This window comes from Methylocystis sp. NC52PC, assembly GCF_055698645.1.
Window position 1 is genome coordinate 1,809,706 of sequence record NZ_CP170127.1, and the last position, 16,827, is coordinate 1,826,532.

The following is a 16,827-nucleotide window of genomic DNA, read 5'->3' on the forward strand; positions in this document are numbered from 1 at the left end:
GAAAGGAAAATGGCGATGAGAAAGATGCTGATTGTTGCTGGCGTTTTCTTTCTGTCATCCAACTTGGCTTACGCGAAGGACCCCGATTGGAAACTGTCCGGGAGCGCCGCAGACGACGAAATTTATTTCGACCAAAACAATTACGAAAACAAGCAGGGCGCAATTACGTTCTGGCTGCTTTTCAACTCCCGGAAACCAGACGGAAAAGTCTTGTCCTATACGGTCAAACACGCGCTCGACTGCGCGAAGGACGCGACGACGGTTAAAATGATCGTGAACTACCCCGAACCCATGGGCAAGGGCCAGCCGATCGAGGTCGTAGAGAACGACGTCCTGCTCCCGGACGAAATGCCTGGATCCTATTACGGGAAGTTGAAAGCCCTTCTGTGCGGAAAATCGACGAAATGACGCAGCGGGCTTCTGAGGTCGCCAAGGAGGGGACCAAGCGCCCGTTGCCGCGAAGGCTTCATTGACTGAGCGCGCGCTCACGCCGTCGATGACGAGCCCCCCTGAGCGGCCTGGAACTGAACAAGGTCGCTCGCCTGATAGTCGCTGCTGTGATTGCAGGCCGGGCAGGTGGCCGTGAAGGACGCGGGTCCCGTAAGGTCGAGCGTGCCGGCGGCCGTCAGTGCGTTCAGAATCGCGAAATGCTGGCGGCAGCGCTTGCAGGCGAACCCGATATACCAGCTCCCGGGGATCAGGTTCGGTAACGGCGCAGGTTGGTATGCGCCAGTGAAGTGAATGCCATCGGTCATTGGAGAGGCTCCGGTGCCTTCGCTCTATTTGGAGCGATGCGGCGATTTGGCCACGCTGGCGACAACGGCGTCGACAGGAAGCGCAGATCCTCGCGCTGGGGCTTGTCGGGGCGCGCTCGGACGCTACACCGTCGACGTGACAATCTTAGCCTCGGATTTCGAGGAGAAGATCAACGCTCAAAGCCCTCCAACGCCCGTCGGCGTCTTGCGAGAAGCCTCTCCCCCCAGCGTCACGCCATTGGGAAGAACAGCCAATAAACGCCCGCGCAGGCGACAGCCGCGGAACAGAATTGCACCAGGCGCAGGTTACGCTCGCCATTGAAAAAGCTCTTGTCGATCAGAACGAGAAGCGGAACCACGACCAGCACGACGCCGATCTGGCCGATTTCGACGCCGATGTTGAAACTCGCCAGAGCCGGCACGATCGCGCGCTGCGGGACGCCCATTTCGATCAGGCCGCTTGCGAAGCCGAAACCGTGCACGAAGCCGAAAAAGAACGTGTCGCGCCAGCGCCCGTCGACCTTGCGCGTGAAAAAATTTTCGATCGCGACGTAGATGATGGAGAGGGCGATGGCGATTTCAGTCCATCGGCTCGGAAGGTCGACGACTTGCAGCGCCGCCAGCGACAGCGTGACGGAATGCGAGATTGTAAAGGCCGTGACGATTTTCACGACCGGCCAGGCGCGCGACGCCCATAGCACCACGGCGATCAGAAAGCAGATATGGTCGTAGCCGGTGACAATATGCTCGATGCCGGCGGCGAAGAACTTCGGCGCGAGCTGCCAGGGGGTCAGCAGCGGCTTGGAAAGATCGATGATCGGATCGCCGGGATAGATCATGACCTGGCCGGGCGCGGGCTCCCGGCCCATCTTCTGCGCCTCGGTGAGCTGCCCCTCGTCGTCCTTCTCGCCGATGCTGACCAGGTGTTTGGCGCGCGGGCCTTGCGCCGTCAGCAGCGCGAAGGGATTATAGAAAATCTGTCCGGCGACGCCGCTGCAATCCATGCGCAAGACCGCCTTCTGGTCGTAGGGGTTGGTGGGGTCTTCGCCCACCGAAATCACCGTGCTCGGGCAGATCCGGCCTTCCGCATTTTGCAGATCGACGCGCTGCTGGATGAATTTGCCGATCATCGCCTCGATCACGCCGGGCTCGGTGAGGTCGACGTCGCCGAGGGACGATTTGTTTGCGGCGAACATGCGTTCGATGTCGGCTCCGAGAAATCCGACGTCCACGCGATAGCGACCATCGCCTTCGGGCACGATGCGGCTGCTGGAAATATCGGCGGTGTGTGCGCGCGCCGTCCCTGCGCTGAAAGCGGCAAGCGCGGTGAGTGCGGCCACGAAGATCCACCATCGCGCCATTTGCAGCGCCTCCCTTGACGCGACGCGATCGCGCGGCGTATGCATTGATCGTTAATACTGCATACCGGTTCTGGAAAGACAAGGTCGCGTCGCGTGGCGTTTCAACTGCCAGATCTTCCAAGCGCGCCGGGGGTCTTCGCGGCCCGAGAAACTATTGGAGCAAAGGCGGAAATCCGGCAAATTGCGAGACATCTTCGCGGAGAGTCGAACGCCATGTCTCACGCCATTATCAGCGGCGCCGCGCCGAAAGCGCCCCGATTTATACGTTTGGGTGCGCGCATAATGACCGGCTTCTGTCTGCCGTTGTTGCTCGCCGCCTCGTGGGCGACGGGGGCGCTGGCGCATGCGATCGTGGTCCGCACCTCTCCCGCGCAGGGCGGCGCCGCCGCCGGCGCGATCGCGAAAGTCGAAGTCTGGTACGACGCCGGCATTCGGGACGCCTTTGTCGCGCTCGCCGTCGTCAGCGCCTCCGGTGAAAGGGTCGACAAGCGCGACGCCGCGATCGACGGCTCTGATCCGAGCCATGTGTCGGTCGGCGTCAATCAGTTGACGCCCGGCAAATATACCGCGCGCTACCGCGCGCTCTCCGCCGACGGTCACATTGTCAGCGGCTCATGGGACTTCGAAATTACTCCCTGAGCGGAACTGCAAGAAGGAAATGCGCGTGAGTCCGAACGCTCGCCTGAATTTGTTGCTCGCAGCGTGCGCTGTGCTTCTCGTCGGTTTCAACGGGGTTGCCTTCACATACCAGTTATGGGGCCCGGCGCTCACGCAATACGCCAGCGACTTTTGGAAAGCGCATGTGCTTCAACCGGCCGTCAAGGCCGGCGATCGCACGATCTCGGAATGTCTCGGCGTCAGCGACTTTTACTCGGCGCATCTCACCACCTATTTCTTGCCCGACTCTTCCGAGAGCGCGGGCGGCGCGACCGACGACATGAGCAAATATGACGAATATTGCGACCGGGTTCCGGGGACCGGAAAAATCATTTTCGCAATCACGCTTATGGAAAAGGACGCGCGGAGCGAGCCTGTTGCGCTGTCGTTCCACGCCTATCAAGCCGATGGGACGCTGAAGGAACTCGCCGCGCTGCCGTCCAAGATTCACGGCAGCGGCATGCTCACTCTCGACGCGACAGTCGCTCACAAGGGGAAATATGTTCTCAAGCTCGCCTTCGGCGAGGCGAAGAACAAGGAAGACACGATCGAAATGCCCATCGCCGCGGGGCAGTGAGGCCGTCGTGCCTTTTCAGAGCCCCCGTCGGCGCGCCCGGCGCTTGCCACGCCACCGCATCAAGCCCGTTATGTAAAGGATGAGCGGCGTCACCCCGATCAGCAGGGTAAAGGGGCGGCCAAGATCGCCGAAGGCCTCGCCGCTGTGCAAGGGGTACAGCCACTCCAGAAACGTTTCGCCAGCCGTAAAGCTGTTGCGATCCTGCACGTGCAGCACGCGGCCGCTATATTGATCGACCCCGACGTTGCGGAACGTTCTTGATCGGCTCGGCTCATCCAAAGCCTGTTTGCCGATGACATAGACGCCGTTCGGGGCGTTCGGAAGAAGAACCCAAAGAACCCTGCCGTCGGGAAAGATCGCGTCGGCCGAGGCGATCGCCTCGCCGACGCCAATCGGCGCCTGGCCGGCCGCCGGCGTGGATTTTCCAAAATCGGGCTCGCCGCGCACAACGGAAAAAAAGGTTACCGCGGCGCGCGTCGCCGGCTTGAAGATCATGGCGGCGCCGGTCGCCAGCATGACCAGCAAGATGGCCGCCATGAAGATGCCGACGCTTCTGTGCAGATCGTAGACGATGCGCTCTCGACTGGCGCCCCATTTGACCTTCAATCCGAGCCGCCAGTCGCCGCCGCGCGGCCGCCAGAGCCAAGCGCCGAGGACGACGGAGAGGAGAAGGACGATCCCCAGGCCCCCGATGATGTAGGCATTGTTGACGCCAAGCAGCAGCGTCCAGTGAAACGCCATCAGAATTTTGATCACAGGCTGGGAAAAGGCGTCGTCGCCATGAAGGCTCACGCGCTGACCCTTGACCGTCGCAGTATAAGGATCGACGAACATCTCATAGAAAGTGCTGTCGAGATCGTCCGTTTCGGCCAGATAGCTGACCGTCGCCGCGGCCCCAGGATGGCGCGGCATTGTCAGCCGCTCCAGTTTCGCGTCCGGCGGCATGGCCGCGACGGCGGCTGCGAGCATGTCGTCCGGCGACCGGCGAGCCATGTGCGTTGGCGTCTCGACGCGCATCAGAGGCGCGTTCAACTGTTCGTCGATGTCCTCGCGGAAGGCCAGAAGACCGCCGCTCAGGCCGATGAGGACGAAGACGGCGCCGGCGAAGAGACCGATGGTCCGATGAATGTGTAGAATTATGTCGCGTCCCAGACTTTGCGAGCGCACAGCGCGCGTCAATCGGGTGGCGTCAATGTCGCCGATTGGGTCGATCATCGGGCCGATCCCCAGCTGGTTCTCAGTTTAGCCGCCTGCGATGGCCTCGCTTCACGCGCTCGAAACTGTCTCACAACTCGTATGCATTATCATGGGCGCGGTCATACTGACTACTCTCTCCTGCTCCGATCGTCGCGCTGAGCCGCCGTCGCCCGAAACCCGGCTTTGCGTCGGCGAGACCTAGCCAACCCGCTTAAAGAAGTATTCTATATTCCGAAATGGCGTGATAGTGTGACGCTATGAAATTGACGAGTTTCACCGACTTCGGCCTGCGCGCGCTCATTTTGCTCGCCGACCGGAAGGACGAGGTTCTGAGCGCCGCCCAGATCGCCGATCATTTCCACGTGTCTCGCCACCATATGGCGAAGGTGCTCCAGGAGCTTGCCGCCGCCGGCTACGTCGTCGCCACCCGCGGCGCGCAGGGGGGCGTCCGGCTTGCCCGCGATCCGCGCGACATTCGCATCGGCGACGTCGTCCGCAGGCTCGACGACCAGCCGCTCGTCGAATGTTTCGGCGCGGGCAGCGACTGCGCGCTTTTGCCGCGCTGCCGGCTCAAGGCCATGCTCGCCCGCGCCCAGCAAGGCTTCTTGCGCGAATTGGACCGCTTCACGCTCAGCGATTGCCTGGAAAAATCTAAGTCGCCGACGCCGCTCGACATCTGACGGCGGCGCGCCGGGCCCTGCGCCCTGCGACAAACAGGGGGTTGACTTACGCGCCGATAAATACGCATCCTAAATACCGAAATAGGCGAACAAAGGGAGCATTCGATGTTCTGTTATCAATGCGAGCAGACCTTCCGGTCGGATGAAGGAGCGGGCTGTGCAGGGACTAAAGGCATGTGCGGGAAGGACGCCGCGACCGCCGATCTGCAGGACGTATTGCTCCATGTTTGCGAGGGCCTTGGCCAATATCTTCACCACGCCCGCGCACTCGGCGCGACGGACGCTGAGGGCGACCGGTTTCTTCTCTTCGCCTTTTTCACCACGCTGACGAATGTGAACTTCAACGCCGCGCGATTCGTCCAGCTCATCGCGGAAGCGGCGCGCTTGCGCGATCGCGCCCGGGCGCTTTATGAGCGCGCCGCCCGCGCCGCGGCCAAGATTCCCGAAAATCTTCCGGGCGCCGCCGTTTTCGTTCCGGCGAGCGACATGAACGGCCTTTTGGCGCAAGCCGGGGAGGCGGCGATCCGCAAGGATGCGGCCATCGTCGGCGAAGACGTCATTGGCCTGCGTTCGCTGGTTCTCTACGGCCTTAAGGGCGTCTGCGCCTATGCGCATCATGCGCGTGTGCTTGGCGAGGAGCGCCCGGAGATTTACGCGGCGGTCGAACATGCGCTCGATCTTCTCGCTCGTGAACCGAAAGACATCGAGCCGCTCCTCGAAGAGGCGCTGGCGCTAGGCCGGGCGAATTTCGTCGCCATGGAGGCGCTCGACGCCGCAAACACCGGCGCCTTCGGAACGCCGCAGCCGACGCAGGTGCGCGTCACGCCCGTGAAGGGCAAAGCGATCCTCGTCTCCGGCCATGATCTCAAAGACCTGCACGAGATTCTCGAAGCCACCAAGGACAAGGGGATCAACGTCTATACGCATGGCGAGCTGCTGCCGGCTCATGCCTATCCCAAACTCAAGGCCTATCCGCATCTCGCCGGGAATTACGGCGGCGCCTGGCAGGACCAGCAAAAGGAATTCGCCGACTTCCCCGGTCCCATCGTCATGACGTCGAATTGCCTGATCGAGCCGCAGGCGCGCTATCGCGGACGCATTTTCACCGCGGGGCCAGTGGGCTGGGCGGGCCTTCGCCACATCGCCGAGGGGGATTTCTCGCAAGTGGTTCAGGCCGCCCTCGCGCTGCCGGGCTTTCCAGAAGACGTGGAAGAGAAAACGATCACCATCGGCTTCGGCCGCACGGCGGTGCTCGGCGTCGCCGACAAGGTCATCGAGGCCGTCAAGGCCGGCCAAATCCGGCACTTCTTCCTCGTGGGCGGTTGCGACGGCGCCGCGCCCGGCCGCAACTATTACTCCGACTTCGCCGATGAAGCGCCTGACGACACGGTCATCCTCACGATCGGCTGCGGAAAATACCGCTTCAACAAACATGACTTCGGCACGATCGGCGAGTTGCCGCGCCTGCTCGACATGGGGCAGTGCAACGACGCCTATTCGGCGCTGGTCGTCGCCACCAAGCTCGCCGAGGCCTTCGGCGTCGGCGTCAACGAGCTGCCGCTGTCGCTGATCGTTTCCTGGTTCGAGCAGAAAGCGGCCGCGGTGCTGCTGACGCTTCTCGCCCTTGGCGTTCGCAATGTGAGGCTCGGCCCGACGCTTCCCGCCTTCCTCACGCCCGCGCTCGTCAACGTGCTCGTCGAGAAGTTCGGGATTCAGCCGATCGGCGAGGCGAAGGCCGACATCGCCGCCGCGCTCGCACGCGCGGCCTGACAAGAAATCGCGGACGTCCCGACGGACGTCCGCAGTCCTTCATGCGGAACATGTCCATGTTCAAAGTTGAGCTTCTCACCCGCGACGGCGCCTCCATCGCCTTCGAGGCCGATGCGACGCAGACGCTCCTCGAAGCCGCGGAACGCGCGAGCGTCTATCCGCCCTCGTCCTGCCGCGAGGGCGGTTGCGGGGTGTGCCGTGTGACGAAGGTTTCGGGAGACGCCGAACTTCTGTCCTGCAGCAGCGCCGCGCTCAGTGAAAAGGAGCGGGCGGCGGGCGACATTCTTTTGTGCCGCAGCCGCGCCAGAAGCGATCTTCAGTTGACGGCGACGTTCGATCAAACTGCCGTCGGCTCGGCGCCGGAGCCGGTGCGGACCGCGCGCATTGTCGAGATCGCGCCCCAAGGGTCCACGACTCTGCGGCTCGTGCTGCGCTATTCCGACGACCCCACCTTCGGCCAAGCCGCTCAATTCGTCGCCGGCCAATACGCTGAACTCGCCGTTCCCGGCGCGCCAATCAAGCGCTCCTATTCTCTCGCCAACACGCCCAACTGGGACGGCCTGCTTGAATTTCTGATCCGCATTCAGCCCGGCGGCGCCTTTTCGGGATATTTGCAGGAGACGGCGACCGCCGGCGCCGAATTGATCGTTCATGGGCCGAAGGGCCAGTTTACGCTCGACGAGTCGGCCCTAGCGCCGCGCTGGTTTGTGGCGGGGGGGACAGGCTTGGCCCCGGCTTTGTCGATGTTACGGCAAATGGCGGAATTTGCCGACCCGCACCCATGCCGCTTGTTCTTCGGCGTCAACCGCGTCGAGGAGCTGTTCGCGCTGGACGCCATCGAGGCGCTTCGCGCCGGGCTTCCGCAGTTACAGGCGACGGTCTGCGTCTGGAGGCCGGAGGTCGCGTGGTCGGGCTTCGCCGGCACGCCGTCCGAGGCGCTCGCCAAGAGCCTCGAGGAGGAAGGGCCTCGGCCCGATTTATATGTGTGCGGACCGCCCGCGCTCATTGCGGCGACCAACTCCGTCGCCGCCGCAGCCGGGATCGCCCAGGATCGAATCTTCAGCGAAAAGTTCAGTCCTGCGGAGGGGCCGGTCGAAAAATCCACCGAGCCGCCGGGGCGGCGCCACCTTTGGCCGGGCGTGATCGTGGGCTAGATAAAAGAAAGGCGGCCCGCTCGCCTGTTCAGGGCGATGGACCGCCGATCTTCGCCCGTGTCCTGCGACACCGGCACGCGCGACGATTGGGCAATCACTTCGCGCGCCAGCGTGGCGCTGAAGGGGCAAGAGGCTCTCCGAGCGATCCCGCCCGCGCCCCTTTACGGGGACAGCGTCACGCTGCATCAGAAAAACGCGCCTCGCCCTACGTTGTTCCGCGGACGCTCATTTTTTCAATGACAAAAAGATAGACGCCCGGCGCGCTCGCCAGTCGCGGCTCATTGCTCGAGCTTGCTTTGTTAATAGCAGCGCCACACCCAGCGCGCGTAGTAGGGGTTCCACCGCCAGCATGAGCCGACGCCGTAGGGCCACCAGCGGCCGTGCCAATATCTTCCGCCTCCATGCCAGCCGGGACGACCCCACCCGCCTCCATGCCAACCTGGGCGGCCCCATCCGCCGCCGTGACCACCCCAACCCGGGCGTCCCCAACCGCCGCCGTGGCCGCCCCAGCCCCCGCCGTGTCCACCCCAGCCGCCGCCGTGGCCGCCACCGTGGCCGCCGCCCCTGCCCCCGCCGTGTCCGCCGCCATGCCCAGCCAGCGCCGCCGCCGGAAGCGCCAGTGCGCCTGCGAGAGCGAGGATAAGGGATAGTCTGCGGATCATGTGTTCCTCCCTCGTTGGTCGGCGCTTCTGGGCCGCCAGATTTTGTCATACTGGCGTTTTAGATAGGGCAGCCTTGCAGGCTGCCCACTGCATGTGCCGCACATCCCCGAAGTGACCCCGCTTCGAAGGAGAGTCGGTCCTTGGTGCGCGACGGGACGATAAGCGTTACCGAGCAGCAGCGAGACTCTGTGATTTTAGGACACGCGAGAAGCCGAGGAGTCGCTATCGCTCTCTCTCAGAGTCATGACAAGCGCGCGAGAACCGCCTTATATGCGTCCATAAGATACGTTCATCGCGGAAAACCGGCACGCCCTTCGATGAGAGCTACGCCGGTGTAGCAACGGCCGTCAACCGGAAGCCCACACGCCACTTCTTCGACGTTCAAGCCGGCCGCGGCTGAGCTTAACCGAGGCGGTCAAACAACAGGGCCTTGTGCGTCACACCAAGTTCTCTTGTTAAACCGAGCGCGTACACCACACCGATAACGAGGTCGCCCAAACCCAGCAAGGCGGCAATCGACCCGATGTCGCCAAACAGCCCCGCCGGGATAAGAACGGCGGCCGCAACATAGCGAAGTAGCGATTCCCAGTAGACTAAATGTCCTCGTCGAACCAGATCGCGGGAGGCGAAAATCAGGACGGCGCTCGTGTAAGCTAAAAATCCCGCAATCAGCCAGCCCCAGACGGGCGAACAGACATTGAGGCCGATGGAACGATAAAGCGGCGGGAAAACCAAGGAAAAGGCAAGCGCTCCGTTATAAACACCGGACCAGAATACGAACGAAGCCACTTTGAAGAGCATGTAAGGAGCGCCTCTATGTATTTTACAAGGGCGCTCGGCCCGCCTAATCCAGCCAACGGTTTCAACGGGCGTTGGGCTGAGGGAACCTCACAGCCCCTCCACTGCGGCGATCACTTACCACCAGCGGGTTTCTTTAGAACCTCCATGACCTGATCGATCGAGAAGCTAGCCGCCTTCTGTCGCGGCGGGTAATCCTTGAACGACGCCAGATATGTGCCGACATAGGTCTGGGCCGGAACCAACATGAATGCGTGGTCCAAGAGCCAGTCGTAATAGGTGTTCGACGTGATGTCGGCGCGCTCATAGGGATCGAGACGAAGGTTGAAGATCAGCGGCACGCGAAGAGTCGTGAAAGGTTCGGACCAGACTTTCAACGTGCCCGGCGCTCTTTGTTCGGCGAAGACGAACTTCCAGTTGTCGAACCGCAGCCCTGTCAAATCGCCGTCATCGGAGAAATAAAAGAACTCCTTGCGAGGGGATCGTTCTTCCTGTCCGGTCAGAAGCGGCAGCAGATTGTAGCCGTCGAGATGGACTTTGAAGTTCGTCTTTCCGACCTTGTAGCCCTTCAGGAGCTTCTCTTTGACGTCGGGCGCGCCTGCCGCTGCGAGAAGGGTCGGCATCCAGTCGAGATGCGAGACGATGCCGTTGGAAACCGAAGCCGGTTTGATTTTACCCGGCCAGCGAACCATGGCCGGCACACGATAAGCGCCTTCCCAGTTGGAATTTTTCTCGTTGCGGAAGGGCGTCATTGCCGCATCCGGCCAGGAATTCATGTGCGGCCCGTTGTCGGTGGAATAGAAAACAATGGTGTCGTCTTCTATCCCGAGCTCTTTTATCTTTTGCAGAATGGTCCCGACGTTCTTGTCGTGATCGATCATCGTATCTGCATAAGGCCCCATCCAGCGCCCTGATTGGCCGACGCTCTCCGGCTTGGGATGGGTGCGGAAATGCATGTGAGTGAAGTTCACCCACAGAAACACCGGCTTCTCGGCCTTCACCTGCTTTTCGAGAAATTCCGCCGCCCGCGCGGCGATGTCGTCGTCAATGGTCTCCATCCGCTTCTTGGTCAGCGGGCCCGTGTCCTCGATCTTTTGCTTGCCATCGGGACTCGCAAAGCTGTGGATCACGCCACGCGGGCCGAAGTCTTTGCGAAAGTTCGGAAACTCCGGGTCGTTCGCCTTTGGATAATCCGGAAGCTCCGGCTCTTCCTCGGCATTCAAGTGGTAGAGATTGCCATAGAATTCGTCGAAGCCGTGGGCTGTTGGAAGAAACTCGTCCTTGTCGCCCAGATGGTTTTTGCCGAACTGACCCGTTGCATAGCCCTGCGTCTTGAGAAGCTCGGCGATGGTCGGGTCTTCCTTGCGCAAGCCGAGGTCCGCGCCAGGCAAGCCGACTTTTGTCAAACCGGTGCGCAGGCCACTCTGCCCAGTGATAAAAGAGGCGCGGCCCGCGGTGCAGCTTTGCTCGCCGTAATAGTCAGTGAAGATCATGCCCTGCCTGGCGATGGAGTCGATGTTGGGCGTGCGGTAACCCATTAAGCCGTTGGTGTAGGCGCTGATGTTCGACTGCCCGATATCGTCGCCCCAGATCACGACGATGTGCGGCTTCCTCTCTCTCTGCTGTTGCGCACGCGGCGCAGAAGAGACGAGGCCCGATGTGATGGCGGCCAGCATAACGACGGCTACCCTGAACCCAGCCATGACAATACCCCGCACTTAAAATTGCTTCGCCCGACCCGCCGAACCACGTTCGGCTAGTCAACAGCGCCGCCGCCAGATGCAAGTTGTATTGCGAACAATAATGGCGCCAGAAGCAACGTAGGTCCAATACCGACGCGCACATCACATGCAGGTTTGGAATCCGCGCCATGGGCGGCCGCCGTCAGCCAACCGCTCTTGGTGTCGCAACCCGGCGGCTTCCAGATATCAAAGCCGTCGCAAAGAGCACGCGACGCGTTTTTCGCGATGTAGCGCCTTACATCTCGAGCCTTGCATCGCTGTTTTTCTTTAATTCGGAAAACTTCGGCAGATCTCGGCGCCGTCGACACTGCCGTAATTAATTGAGTTTATGTTGTTTTCTGGTGCCCAGGGGCGGAATCGAACCACCGACACTGCGATTTTCAGTCGCATGCTCTACCAACTGAGCTACCTGGGCCCGCGCTCGGCGCGTGGAGGGGCTTATAGAAAGGGCTTGGCCACTTGTCCAGCGGGTTCGCACACTTTTTCGACGCCCTTGCGGGACGGCGCCGCTTCCCCTAAACCGCCCCGGGTAGAGTGGAGGCGAAATGAGCGACATCAGGCGAATTGGCGCGGGTCCGCGCATGAGCAAGGCGGTCGTGCGCGGCAACGCCGTTTACACGGCCGGGCAGGTCGCGGAACAGACCAAGGGCGGCTCGGTCGCCGACCAGACCCGCGAGATTCTGGGCCTCATCGACGCCTTGCTCGTCGAGGCGGGAACCGAGAAGTCGAAAATCCTGTCCGCCACCATCTATCTTTCCGACATTTCGACCTTCGCCGAGATGAACGGCGTCTGGGACGTCTGGGTGGACAAGCAGAACCCGCCCGCCCGCGCAACCGTCGAGGCGAAGCTCGTCGCCCCCGACTACAAGGTCGAAATCGCCGTCATCGCGGCGAAGTGACGCCAGTCAGCGGATTCTCCGGATCATAGGCGTAGCGCAGCGTCTCGAAGCGCATCGCCAGCGTGTCGATCAGCAGCAGGCGGCCGACGAGAGCCTCGCCGAAGCCCACGATCTCGCGAATGACTTCCAGCGCCATCATCGCGCCGACGATCCCGGTCAACGCGCCCAGAACGCCCGCCTCCTCGCAGCTCGGGACGGTTCCGGGCGGCGGGGGCTCGGGGAAGAGGCAGCGATAGGTGGGATTAGGCTTGCCGTCCGGCCCGGTTTCGAACGGCCGCAGGGTCGTAAGTGAGGCGTCGAAACCGCCGACGGCGGCGGTCACGAGCGGCTTTCTTTCGAAGAAACACGCGTCGGAGACGAGATAGCGCGTGGCGAAATTATCCGACCCGTCCGCGACGACGTCATAGTCCGCAATCAGCGCACGCGCGTTTCCTTCTGTGAGCCGCAGCGCATGGGGCTCGACTCTAACATGCGGGTTGAGTCGCGCGATGGCGTCGCGAGCGCTTTCGACCTTCGCCCGGCCGACGTCCGGCGTGTCGTGAATCACCTGGCGTTGCAGATTGGAGAGCGTAACGGCGTCATCGTCGACAATGCCGAGAACGCCCGTTCCGGCGGCGGCGAGATATTGCAGGAGCGGCGCGCCCAGCCCCCCGGCGCCGATCGCCAGCACGCGCGCGTTCTTGAGTTTCTGCTGCCCCGGCCCGCCGATTTCGCGCAGCACGAGATGGCGGGCGTAGCGTTCGATCTCCTCGGGCGTGAGACTCATACGGGCTCCAGGCGCAGGCGGCGCTTCAGCGCGAGCTGACGCACGCCGCTCGCCGCGAAGGAGCATATAGCCGCTCCGCCGCCCGGCCTCCAGTTGAGAGATGCGCTGAGAGAGCCCCGGCCATCAAGGCTGGACGGCCTGGCCCTTGTCCACCGCCTGGCGCTTTTCCCCCGATTCCCTCAGCGCCGCCACGCCAACGCCGCCGAGCGAGGCCGCCCCGCGCGCATAGGCGATATTGTCGAGAAATTGCCGCGCGCAATTCTCCCAGGTGAAGGTCAGGGCGTGGGCGCGCGCCGCCGCGCGCGGCATGTCGAGCGCCATGAGCGCCGCGGCGCGCAGGTCCTCGCTCAAGACGCCGGCGCCGCTCGATCCGATGACGTCGAGCGGCCCCATGACGGGGAAGGCTGCGACGGGAAGGCCGCAGGCCAGAGCCTCGATGAGGACGACGCCGAAGGTGTCCGTGCGGCTGGGAAAGACAAAAACGTCCGAGGCCGCGTAAAGGCCGGCGAGTTCCGCCGGCGTTTTGAAGCCGAGAAAGCGCGCCTGCGGAAAGCGCGCCTGAAGCGCCGCCCGCGCCGGCCCGTCCCCCGCCACGAGCTTCGTTCCCGGCAGATCGAGCGCAAGAAAGGCCTCGATGTTCTTCTCGACTGCGACGCGGCCGGCGTAGAGAAAAATCGGCCGGGGGAAATCGACCGGGACTTTGGCCGCGGGGGTGAAGACGTCGTGGTCGACGCCGCGGGACCAGCGTAGGAGGCGGCGGAAGCCGCGCGCGTCGAGCTCCCGCGCGAGGCTCGGCGTGGCGACCATGACGCCTGCGCCGGCATTATGGAAGCGGCGCAGCGCCGCATAGGACCAGTCCACCGGCAGCCCCGTACGCGCATGGATATATTCGGGAAAGCGCGTGTGGAAGGATGTCGTGAAAACCCGTTCGTCGCGCAGGCAGACCGCGCGCGTCGCCAGTCCGATCGGACCTTCGGTGGCGATGTGGATATGGTCGTAGCCCGCGGCGAGACGGCGGCGCACGGCCCGGGGCGAAGCGAGCGCGAGGGAAATCTCGCGATAGGTGGGCATGGGGACGCAGCAGAAGTCCTGCGGCGTCAGGAAATCGAGCGTGGCGCCAAGCGGGACCGCCGCCTCGGCGAGCGATTCGAGCGAACGTACGACCCCATTGACCTGCGGACGCCAGGCGTCAGTCGCGACCAGTATGCGCATTTACGCAGCCGCCGCTCTCGGCGCGGGCAGCGCTTTCACCTCAATGGAGGCGGCTGCGCGCTCGGCCGCCGTCATGCGCCAGTCGAGCACTTCGAAACTGCCGTCGTCATGCTCGGCGACCGCCGTGCAGCTTTCGACGAAGTCGCCGGTGTTCACGTATAAGATTCCGTCGATCGTCTTGATCGTCGCGTGATGAATATGGCCGCAGACGACGCCGTCGACGCCGCGGCGCTCAGCTTCGGCTGCGAGCGTCTTCTCATAGTCGCCGATGAAATTGACAGCGTTCTTGACCTTGTATTTGGCCCAGGCGGAGAGCGACCAGTAGCCGACGCCGAAGAGCCTGCGGGCGCGGTTGAACCATGTGTTGGCGGCGATGGCGACGTCATAGGCCCAGTCGCCGAGATGGGCGAGCCAGCGCGCATTGCGCACGACGATGTCGAACTGGTCGCCATGGATCACGAGCATTTTCTTACCCGCCGCCGTCTCGTGCACGGCGTGGTCGACGACGTCGATTCCGCCAAAGGTGAGACCCGTGTAGTCGCGGGCGAACTCGTCATGATTGCCGGGCACGTAGATGACGCGCGCGCCCTTGCGGGCCTTGCGAAGCAGCTTCTGCACCACGTCGTTGTGGGCCTGCGGCCAGTGCCAGCCCTTGCGCAGCTTCCAGCCGTCGACGATGTCCCCGACGAGATAGATCGTGTCCGCGTCATTATGCCGAAGAAAGTCGAGGAGGAGATGCGCCTGCGCCGCCTTCGCGCCGAGATGCAAGTCCGAGAGGAAGAGGGTCCGATAGCGTCTGGGGTCCGGCTCCGGCCCGCCCGGCAAATGCATATTTTTGTCTTCGGCCATGAGCGCCTGCGCCTCCCGCCGGTTGTGACGTTCAGACGTCGTTTCAACAGAGCGAGGTCACAATCCGATGACAGCGAAACGGCGGCCGCATTGACGCAACGGCCCGGCGTTCGATATTTCGAACAAAACCGGGTATTGTTCCGCACGAATCTGGGAGACAGGGAGGGCGGCCGGGCCAAAGGTCCGGCGCGGACAGAATGGGCGTCGAAGGGAAGGAAAAGCACAAGATTCTGGAGGCGGGGGCGCTCGCGCTCTCGGGGCAGCTCGGCGCGACGATCCAGCGGCTGCGCAAGGCCTATAATCTGTCGCTGTCGGAACTTTCGCAACAATCCGGCGTCGCCAAGTCGATCATCAGCCAGATCGAGCGCAATGAGACCAATCCCACGCTGGCGACCATCTGGCGCCTCGCCCAGGCGCTCGACGTCTCGATCGAGCGCGTGCTGCAGACGACGGAGGACGAGCCTTTTCTCGAAAAGACGAGCAAGGCCGACACGCCGATTCTGCTTTCGGACGACGGCAAGTGTCGCCTCGCCATCATCGGCTGGATCAAGACCGTAGAATGGCTTCAGGCTTATGAGCTGTCAGCCGATCCGGGCGGCGTCCTCGAATCCGAGGCCCACCAGCGCGGCTCGGTCGAGAGCCTGTCGGTGCGCGAGGGCGAGCTCGAAGTCGAGGTCGGGGGCGTGCGGGAGACCGTCAAGGCGGGAGAGACGCTGCGCTACCGCTGCGACCGGCGCCACGTGATCCGCAATCCGGGCAAGACGCCGGCTCAGGCGACGATGATCTGCATGCTGAAGGCGGCGGTGATGGAGTAGGGGACGCCCCTCTCCGACCCTCCCGGGCCGTGGAACGCGATTCCCGTTGCGCCTTCTCCCCTTGAGGGAGAAGGCGACCCTGCGAAGCGCCGTTGGAGGATCGTCCTCCTTCGCTTCTTGGCTAGCTTGTCCCTTACGACAGCCCGCCGACGTGCTTTTGCGCGTAGAGCTGCACGCCCAGCTGCTTGATCAGCTCCTGCTGGGTCTCGAGGAAGTCGATGTGACCCTCTTCGCTCTTGATGATGCGCTCGAAGAGCTCCATCGAGACGCGGTCGTTGACTGAATCGCAATAGACCGCGGCCTCGATATAGGCTTCGCGCGCCGCGATTTCCGTCGCGAGATCCGCGGCGATGATTTCCTCGACCGTCTGGCCGATGCGCAGCGGGTCGAGCACCTGCATATTGGGAAAGCCTTCGAGAAAAAGGATGCGCTTGGTGAAGTCGTCGGCGTGGCGCATTTCCTCGATCGATTCCTCGCGCCACTTCTTGGCGAGTTCGAGATAGCCCCAATTGTCGAAGAAGCGATAATGCAGCCAGTATTGGTTGACGGCGGTCAGTTCCGCGCGCAGTCCGCGATTGAGATATTCGATAACCTTCGCGTCGCCGCGCATGTGCAATTCCTTTCCATGATCATGGTCACGCCGCCAGTCCGTCGGCGCGGCAGCTGTCACAATCGCCGCTTCCGCCGCATTCGTCCAGTCTAGCCGCCGCATGCTGATCCACGATCGCGACGATGCTGCGAACGCAGCGCCCGCACTTGGCCTCACAGCCCATGTTGCGGAAAACCGACGCGACCGAGGGTCGGTCGCTGCGCGAATGGAGCGTTTCACGGACATCACGGTCGGAGAGGACGTTACAGGAACAGACGATCATCCGTTTCGCCTAGTTTGGAAAGATTGCAAACTACCTTTTACATCAGTAGGTTACAAAATTT

The 16,827-nt window shown here is 62.8% G+C and carries 19 protein-coding genes and 1 tRNA gene; 8 read left to right on the top strand and 12 right to left on the bottom strand.

The genetic code is table 11. From position 1 onward, the window contains the following. Positions 1 to 15: 15 nt before the first annotated feature. On the top strand, positions 16 to 408 hold the full coding sequence (locus ACETII_RS10735) for a surface-adhesin E family protein (protein ID WP_472788013.1): 393 nt from the start codon (positions 16 to 18) through the stop codon (positions 406 to 408). A gap of 77 nt (positions 409 to 485) precedes the next feature. On the opposite strand, the gene ACETII_RS10740 is transcribed toward ACETII_RS10735, so the two are convergent. Then, positions 486 to 755: a hypothetical protein gene (locus ACETII_RS10740; protein ID WP_363345749.1), complete on the bottom strand. Its 270-nt coding sequence runs from the start codon at positions 753 to 755 to the stop codon at positions 486 to 488. A 230-nt stretch (positions 756 to 985) separates the two neighbouring features. Beyond that, on the bottom strand, positions 986 to 2,116 hold the full coding sequence (locus ACETII_RS10745) for a HupE/UreJ family protein (protein ID WP_472788014.1): 1,131 nt from the start codon (positions 2,114 to 2,116) through the stop codon (positions 986 to 988). Positions 2,117 to 2,398: 282 nt separating this feature from the next. Here ACETII_RS10745 and ACETII_RS10750 point away from each other — a divergent pair, with 282 nt between their 5' ends. Both ACETII_RS10750 and ACETII_RS10755 read left to right on the top strand, forming a co-directional pair. Continuing rightward, complete coding sequence (locus tag ACETII_RS10750) at positions 2,399 to 2,755, top strand: copper resistance CopC family protein (protein ID WP_363345753.1); 357 nt, start codon at positions 2,399 to 2,401, stop codon at positions 2,753 to 2,755. Positions 2,756 to 2,774: 19 nt separating this feature from the next. Then, on the top strand, positions 2,775 to 3,350 hold the full coding sequence (locus tag ACETII_RS10755; protein WP_363345755.1) for a hypothetical protein: 576 nt from the start codon (positions 2,775 to 2,777) through the stop codon (positions 3,348 to 3,350). A 15-nt stretch (positions 3,351 to 3,365) separates the two neighbouring features. On the opposite strand, the gene ACETII_RS10760 is transcribed toward ACETII_RS10755, so the two are convergent. Then, positions 3,366 to 4,565, bottom strand: coding sequence for a PepSY-associated TM helix domain-containing protein (locus tag ACETII_RS10760; RefSeq protein WP_472788015.1), 1,200 nt, complete (start codon positions 4,563 to 4,565; stop codon positions 3,366 to 3,368). A gap of 239 nt (positions 4,566 to 4,804) precedes the next feature. On the opposite strand from ACETII_RS10760, the gene ACETII_RS10765 reads away from it, so the two are divergent. From ACETII_RS10765 to ACETII_RS10775, 3 genes are all read left to right on the top strand, one after another. Beyond that, on the top strand, positions 4,805 to 5,227 hold the full coding sequence (locus tag ACETII_RS10765; RefSeq protein ID WP_472788016.1) for an Rrf2 family transcriptional regulator: 423 nt from the start codon (positions 4,805 to 4,807) through the stop codon (positions 5,225 to 5,227). A gap of 105 nt (positions 5,228 to 5,332) precedes the next feature. Beyond that, a complete protein-coding gene (hcp, locus tag ACETII_RS10770) occupies positions 5,333 to 6,997 on the top strand; it encodes a hydroxylamine reductase (RefSeq protein ID WP_363345761.1) in 1,665 nt (554 codons plus the stop codon). A gap of 56 nt (positions 6,998 to 7,053) precedes the next feature. After that, positions 7,054 to 8,151, top strand: a complete 1,098-nt coding sequence (locus tag ACETII_RS10775) for a 2Fe-2S iron-sulfur cluster-binding protein (RefSeq protein WP_472788017.1) — start codon at positions 7,054 to 7,056, stop codon at positions 8,149 to 8,151. 299 nt (positions 8,152 to 8,450) lie between these two features. Here ACETII_RS10775 and ACETII_RS10780 read toward each other — a convergent pair whose 3' ends face one another. The 4 genes from ACETII_RS10780 to ACETII_RS10795 all read right to left on the bottom strand — a co-directional run bounded on the left by ACETII_RS10780 (position 8,451) and on the right by ACETII_RS10795 (position 11,768). Continuing rightward, positions 8,451 to 8,813, bottom strand: a complete 363-nt coding sequence (locus ACETII_RS10780) for a hypothetical protein (RefSeq protein ID WP_472788018.1) — start codon at positions 8,811 to 8,813, stop codon at positions 8,451 to 8,453. Between the two features lie 402 nt (positions 8,814 to 9,215). Next, complete coding sequence (locus ACETII_RS10785; RefSeq protein WP_472788019.1) at positions 9,216 to 9,614, bottom strand: hypothetical protein; 399 nt, start codon at positions 9,612 to 9,614, stop codon at positions 9,216 to 9,218. A gap of 110 nt (positions 9,615 to 9,724) precedes the next feature. Continuing rightward, on the bottom strand, positions 9,725 to 11,287 hold the full coding sequence (locus ACETII_RS10790) for an arylsulfatase (RefSeq protein ID WP_472788020.1): 1,563 nt from the start codon (positions 11,285 to 11,287) through the stop codon (positions 9,725 to 9,727). 405 nt (positions 11,288 to 11,692) lie between these two features. After that, positions 11,693 to 11,768: transfer RNA gene (locus tag ACETII_RS10795), tRNA-Phe, on the bottom strand. Positions 11,769 to 11,898: 130 nt separating this feature from the next. Here ACETII_RS10795 and ACETII_RS10800 point away from each other — a divergent pair. After that, positions 11,899 to 12,252, top strand: coding sequence for a RidA family protein (locus ACETII_RS10800; RefSeq protein WP_363345771.1), 354 nt, complete (start codon positions 11,899 to 11,901; stop codon positions 12,250 to 12,252). Here the strand turns inward: ACETII_RS10800 and ACETII_RS10805 are convergent. The 3 genes from ACETII_RS10805 to ACETII_RS10815 form a co-directional block, all read right to left on the bottom strand. After that, positions 12,236 to 13,018 carry a HesA/MoeB/ThiF family protein gene (locus ACETII_RS10805; protein WP_472788021.1) on the bottom strand — a complete coding sequence of 261 codons (783 nt, stop codon included), beginning with the start codon at positions 13,016 to 13,018 and terminating at the stop codon, positions 12,236 to 12,238. The two genes, ACETII_RS10800 and ACETII_RS10805, sit on opposite strands and share 17 nt — an antisense overlap. A 123-nt stretch (positions 13,019 to 13,141) precedes the next feature. After that, the gene (locus ACETII_RS10810; protein ID WP_472788022.1) at positions 13,142 to 14,230 is read right to left on the bottom strand and encodes a glycosyltransferase family 4 protein; all 1,089 of its coding nucleotides are present in this window, start codon (positions 14,228 to 14,230) and stop codon (positions 13,142 to 13,144) included. Then, on the bottom strand, positions 14,231 to 15,079 hold the full coding sequence (locus ACETII_RS10815; RefSeq protein ID WP_472788023.1) for a UDP-2,3-diacylglucosamine diphosphatase: 849 nt from the start codon (positions 15,077 to 15,079) through the stop codon (positions 14,231 to 14,233). A 197-nt stretch (positions 15,080 to 15,276) separates the two neighbouring features. On the opposite strand from ACETII_RS10815, the gene ACETII_RS10820 reads away from it, so the two are divergent. Then, on the top strand, positions 15,277 to 15,894 hold the full coding sequence (locus ACETII_RS10820) for a helix-turn-helix domain-containing protein (RefSeq protein ID WP_472788024.1): 618 nt from the start codon (positions 15,277 to 15,279) through the stop codon (positions 15,892 to 15,894). Between the two features lie 133 nt (positions 15,895 to 16,027). Here ACETII_RS10820 and bfr read toward each other — a convergent pair whose 3' ends face one another. Both bfr and ACETII_RS10830 read right to left on the bottom strand, forming a co-directional pair. Next, entirely contained in the window at positions 16,028 to 16,504 is a 477-nt protein-coding gene (bfr, locus tag ACETII_RS10825) for a bacterioferritin (RefSeq protein WP_363345781.1), read from the bottom strand. A 25-nt stretch (positions 16,505 to 16,529) separates the two neighbouring features. Then, positions 16,530 to 16,766 (bottom strand): (2Fe-2S)-binding protein, encoded by a 237-nt coding sequence (locus ACETII_RS10830; RefSeq protein ID WP_472788025.1) that lies wholly within the window; start codon positions 16,764 to 16,766, stop codon positions 16,530 to 16,532. Positions 16,767 to 16,827 lie beyond the last annotated feature (61 nt).

Bases quoted from the DNA above. Each gene is read 5' to 3' on its own strand.
- ACETII_RS10735 (WP_472788013.1), top strand. From the start codon at position 16: ATGAGAAAGATGCTGATTGTTGCTGGCGTTTTCTTTCTGTCATCCAAC.
- ACETII_RS10760 (WP_472788015.1), bottom strand. From the start codon at position 4,565: ATGATCGACCCAATCGGCGACATTGACGCCACCCGATTGACGCGCGCT.
- ACETII_RS10830 (WP_472788025.1), bottom strand. From the start codon at position 16,766: ATGATCGTCTGTTCCTGTAACGTCCTCTCCGACCGTGATGTCCGTGAA.
- ACETII_RS10820 (WP_472788024.1), top strand. From the start codon at position 15,277: ATGGGCGTCGAAGGGAAGGAAAAGCACAAGATTCTGGAGGCGGGGGCG.
- ACETII_RS10805 (WP_472788021.1), bottom strand. From the start codon at position 13,018: ATGAGTCTCACGCCCGAGGAGATCGAACGCTACGCCCGCCATCTCGTG.
- ACETII_RS10765 (WP_472788016.1), top strand. From the start codon at position 4,805: ATGAAATTGACGAGTTTCACCGACTTCGGCCTGCGCGCGCTCATTTTG.
- ACETII_RS10800 (WP_363345771.1), top strand. From the start codon at position 11,899: ATGAGCGACATCAGGCGAATTGGCGCGGGTCCGCGCATGAGCAAGGCG.
- ACETII_RS10750 (WP_363345753.1), top strand. From the start codon at position 2,399: ATGACCGGCTTCTGTCTGCCGTTGTTGCTCGCCGCCTCGTGGGCGACG.
- ACETII_RS10740 (WP_363345749.1), bottom strand. From the start codon at position 755: ATGACCGATGGCATTCACTTCACTGGCGCATACCAACCTGCGCCGTTA.
- ACETII_RS10775 (WP_472788017.1), top strand. From the start codon at position 7,054: ATGTTCAAAGTTGAGCTTCTCACCCGCGACGGCGCCTCCATCGCCTTC.
- ACETII_RS10790 (WP_472788020.1), bottom strand. From the start codon at position 11,287: ATGCTGGCCGCCATCACATCGGGCCTCGTCTCTTCTGCGCCGCGTGCG.
- ACETII_RS10785 (WP_472788019.1), bottom strand. From the start codon at position 9,614: ATGCTCTTCAAAGTGGCTTCGTTCGTATTCTGGTCCGGTGTTTATAAC.
- ACETII_RS10780 (WP_472788018.1), bottom strand. From the start codon at position 8,813: ATGATCCGCAGACTATCCCTTATCCTCGCTCTCGCAGGCGCACTGGCG.
- bfr (WP_363345781.1), bottom strand. From the start codon at position 16,504: ATGCGCGGCGACGCGAAGGTTATCGAATATCTCAATCGCGGACTGCGC.
- ACETII_RS10755 (WP_363345755.1), top strand. From the start codon at position 2,775: ATGCGCGTGAGTCCGAACGCTCGCCTGAATTTGTTGCTCGCAGCGTGC.
- ACETII_RS10815 (WP_472788023.1), bottom strand. From the start codon at position 15,079: ATGGCCGAAGACAAAAATATGCATTTGCCGGGCGGGCCGGAGCCGGAC.
- ACETII_RS10745 (WP_472788014.1), bottom strand. From the start codon at position 2,116: ATGGCGCGATGGTGGATCTTCGTGGCCGCACTCACCGCGCTTGCCGCT.
- ACETII_RS10810 (WP_472788022.1), bottom strand. From the start codon at position 14,230: ATGCGCATACTGGTCGCGACTGACGCCTGGCGTCCGCAGGTCAATGGG.
- hcp (WP_363345761.1), top strand. From the start codon at position 5,333: ATGTTCTGTTATCAATGCGAGCAGACCTTCCGGTCGGATGAAGGAGCG.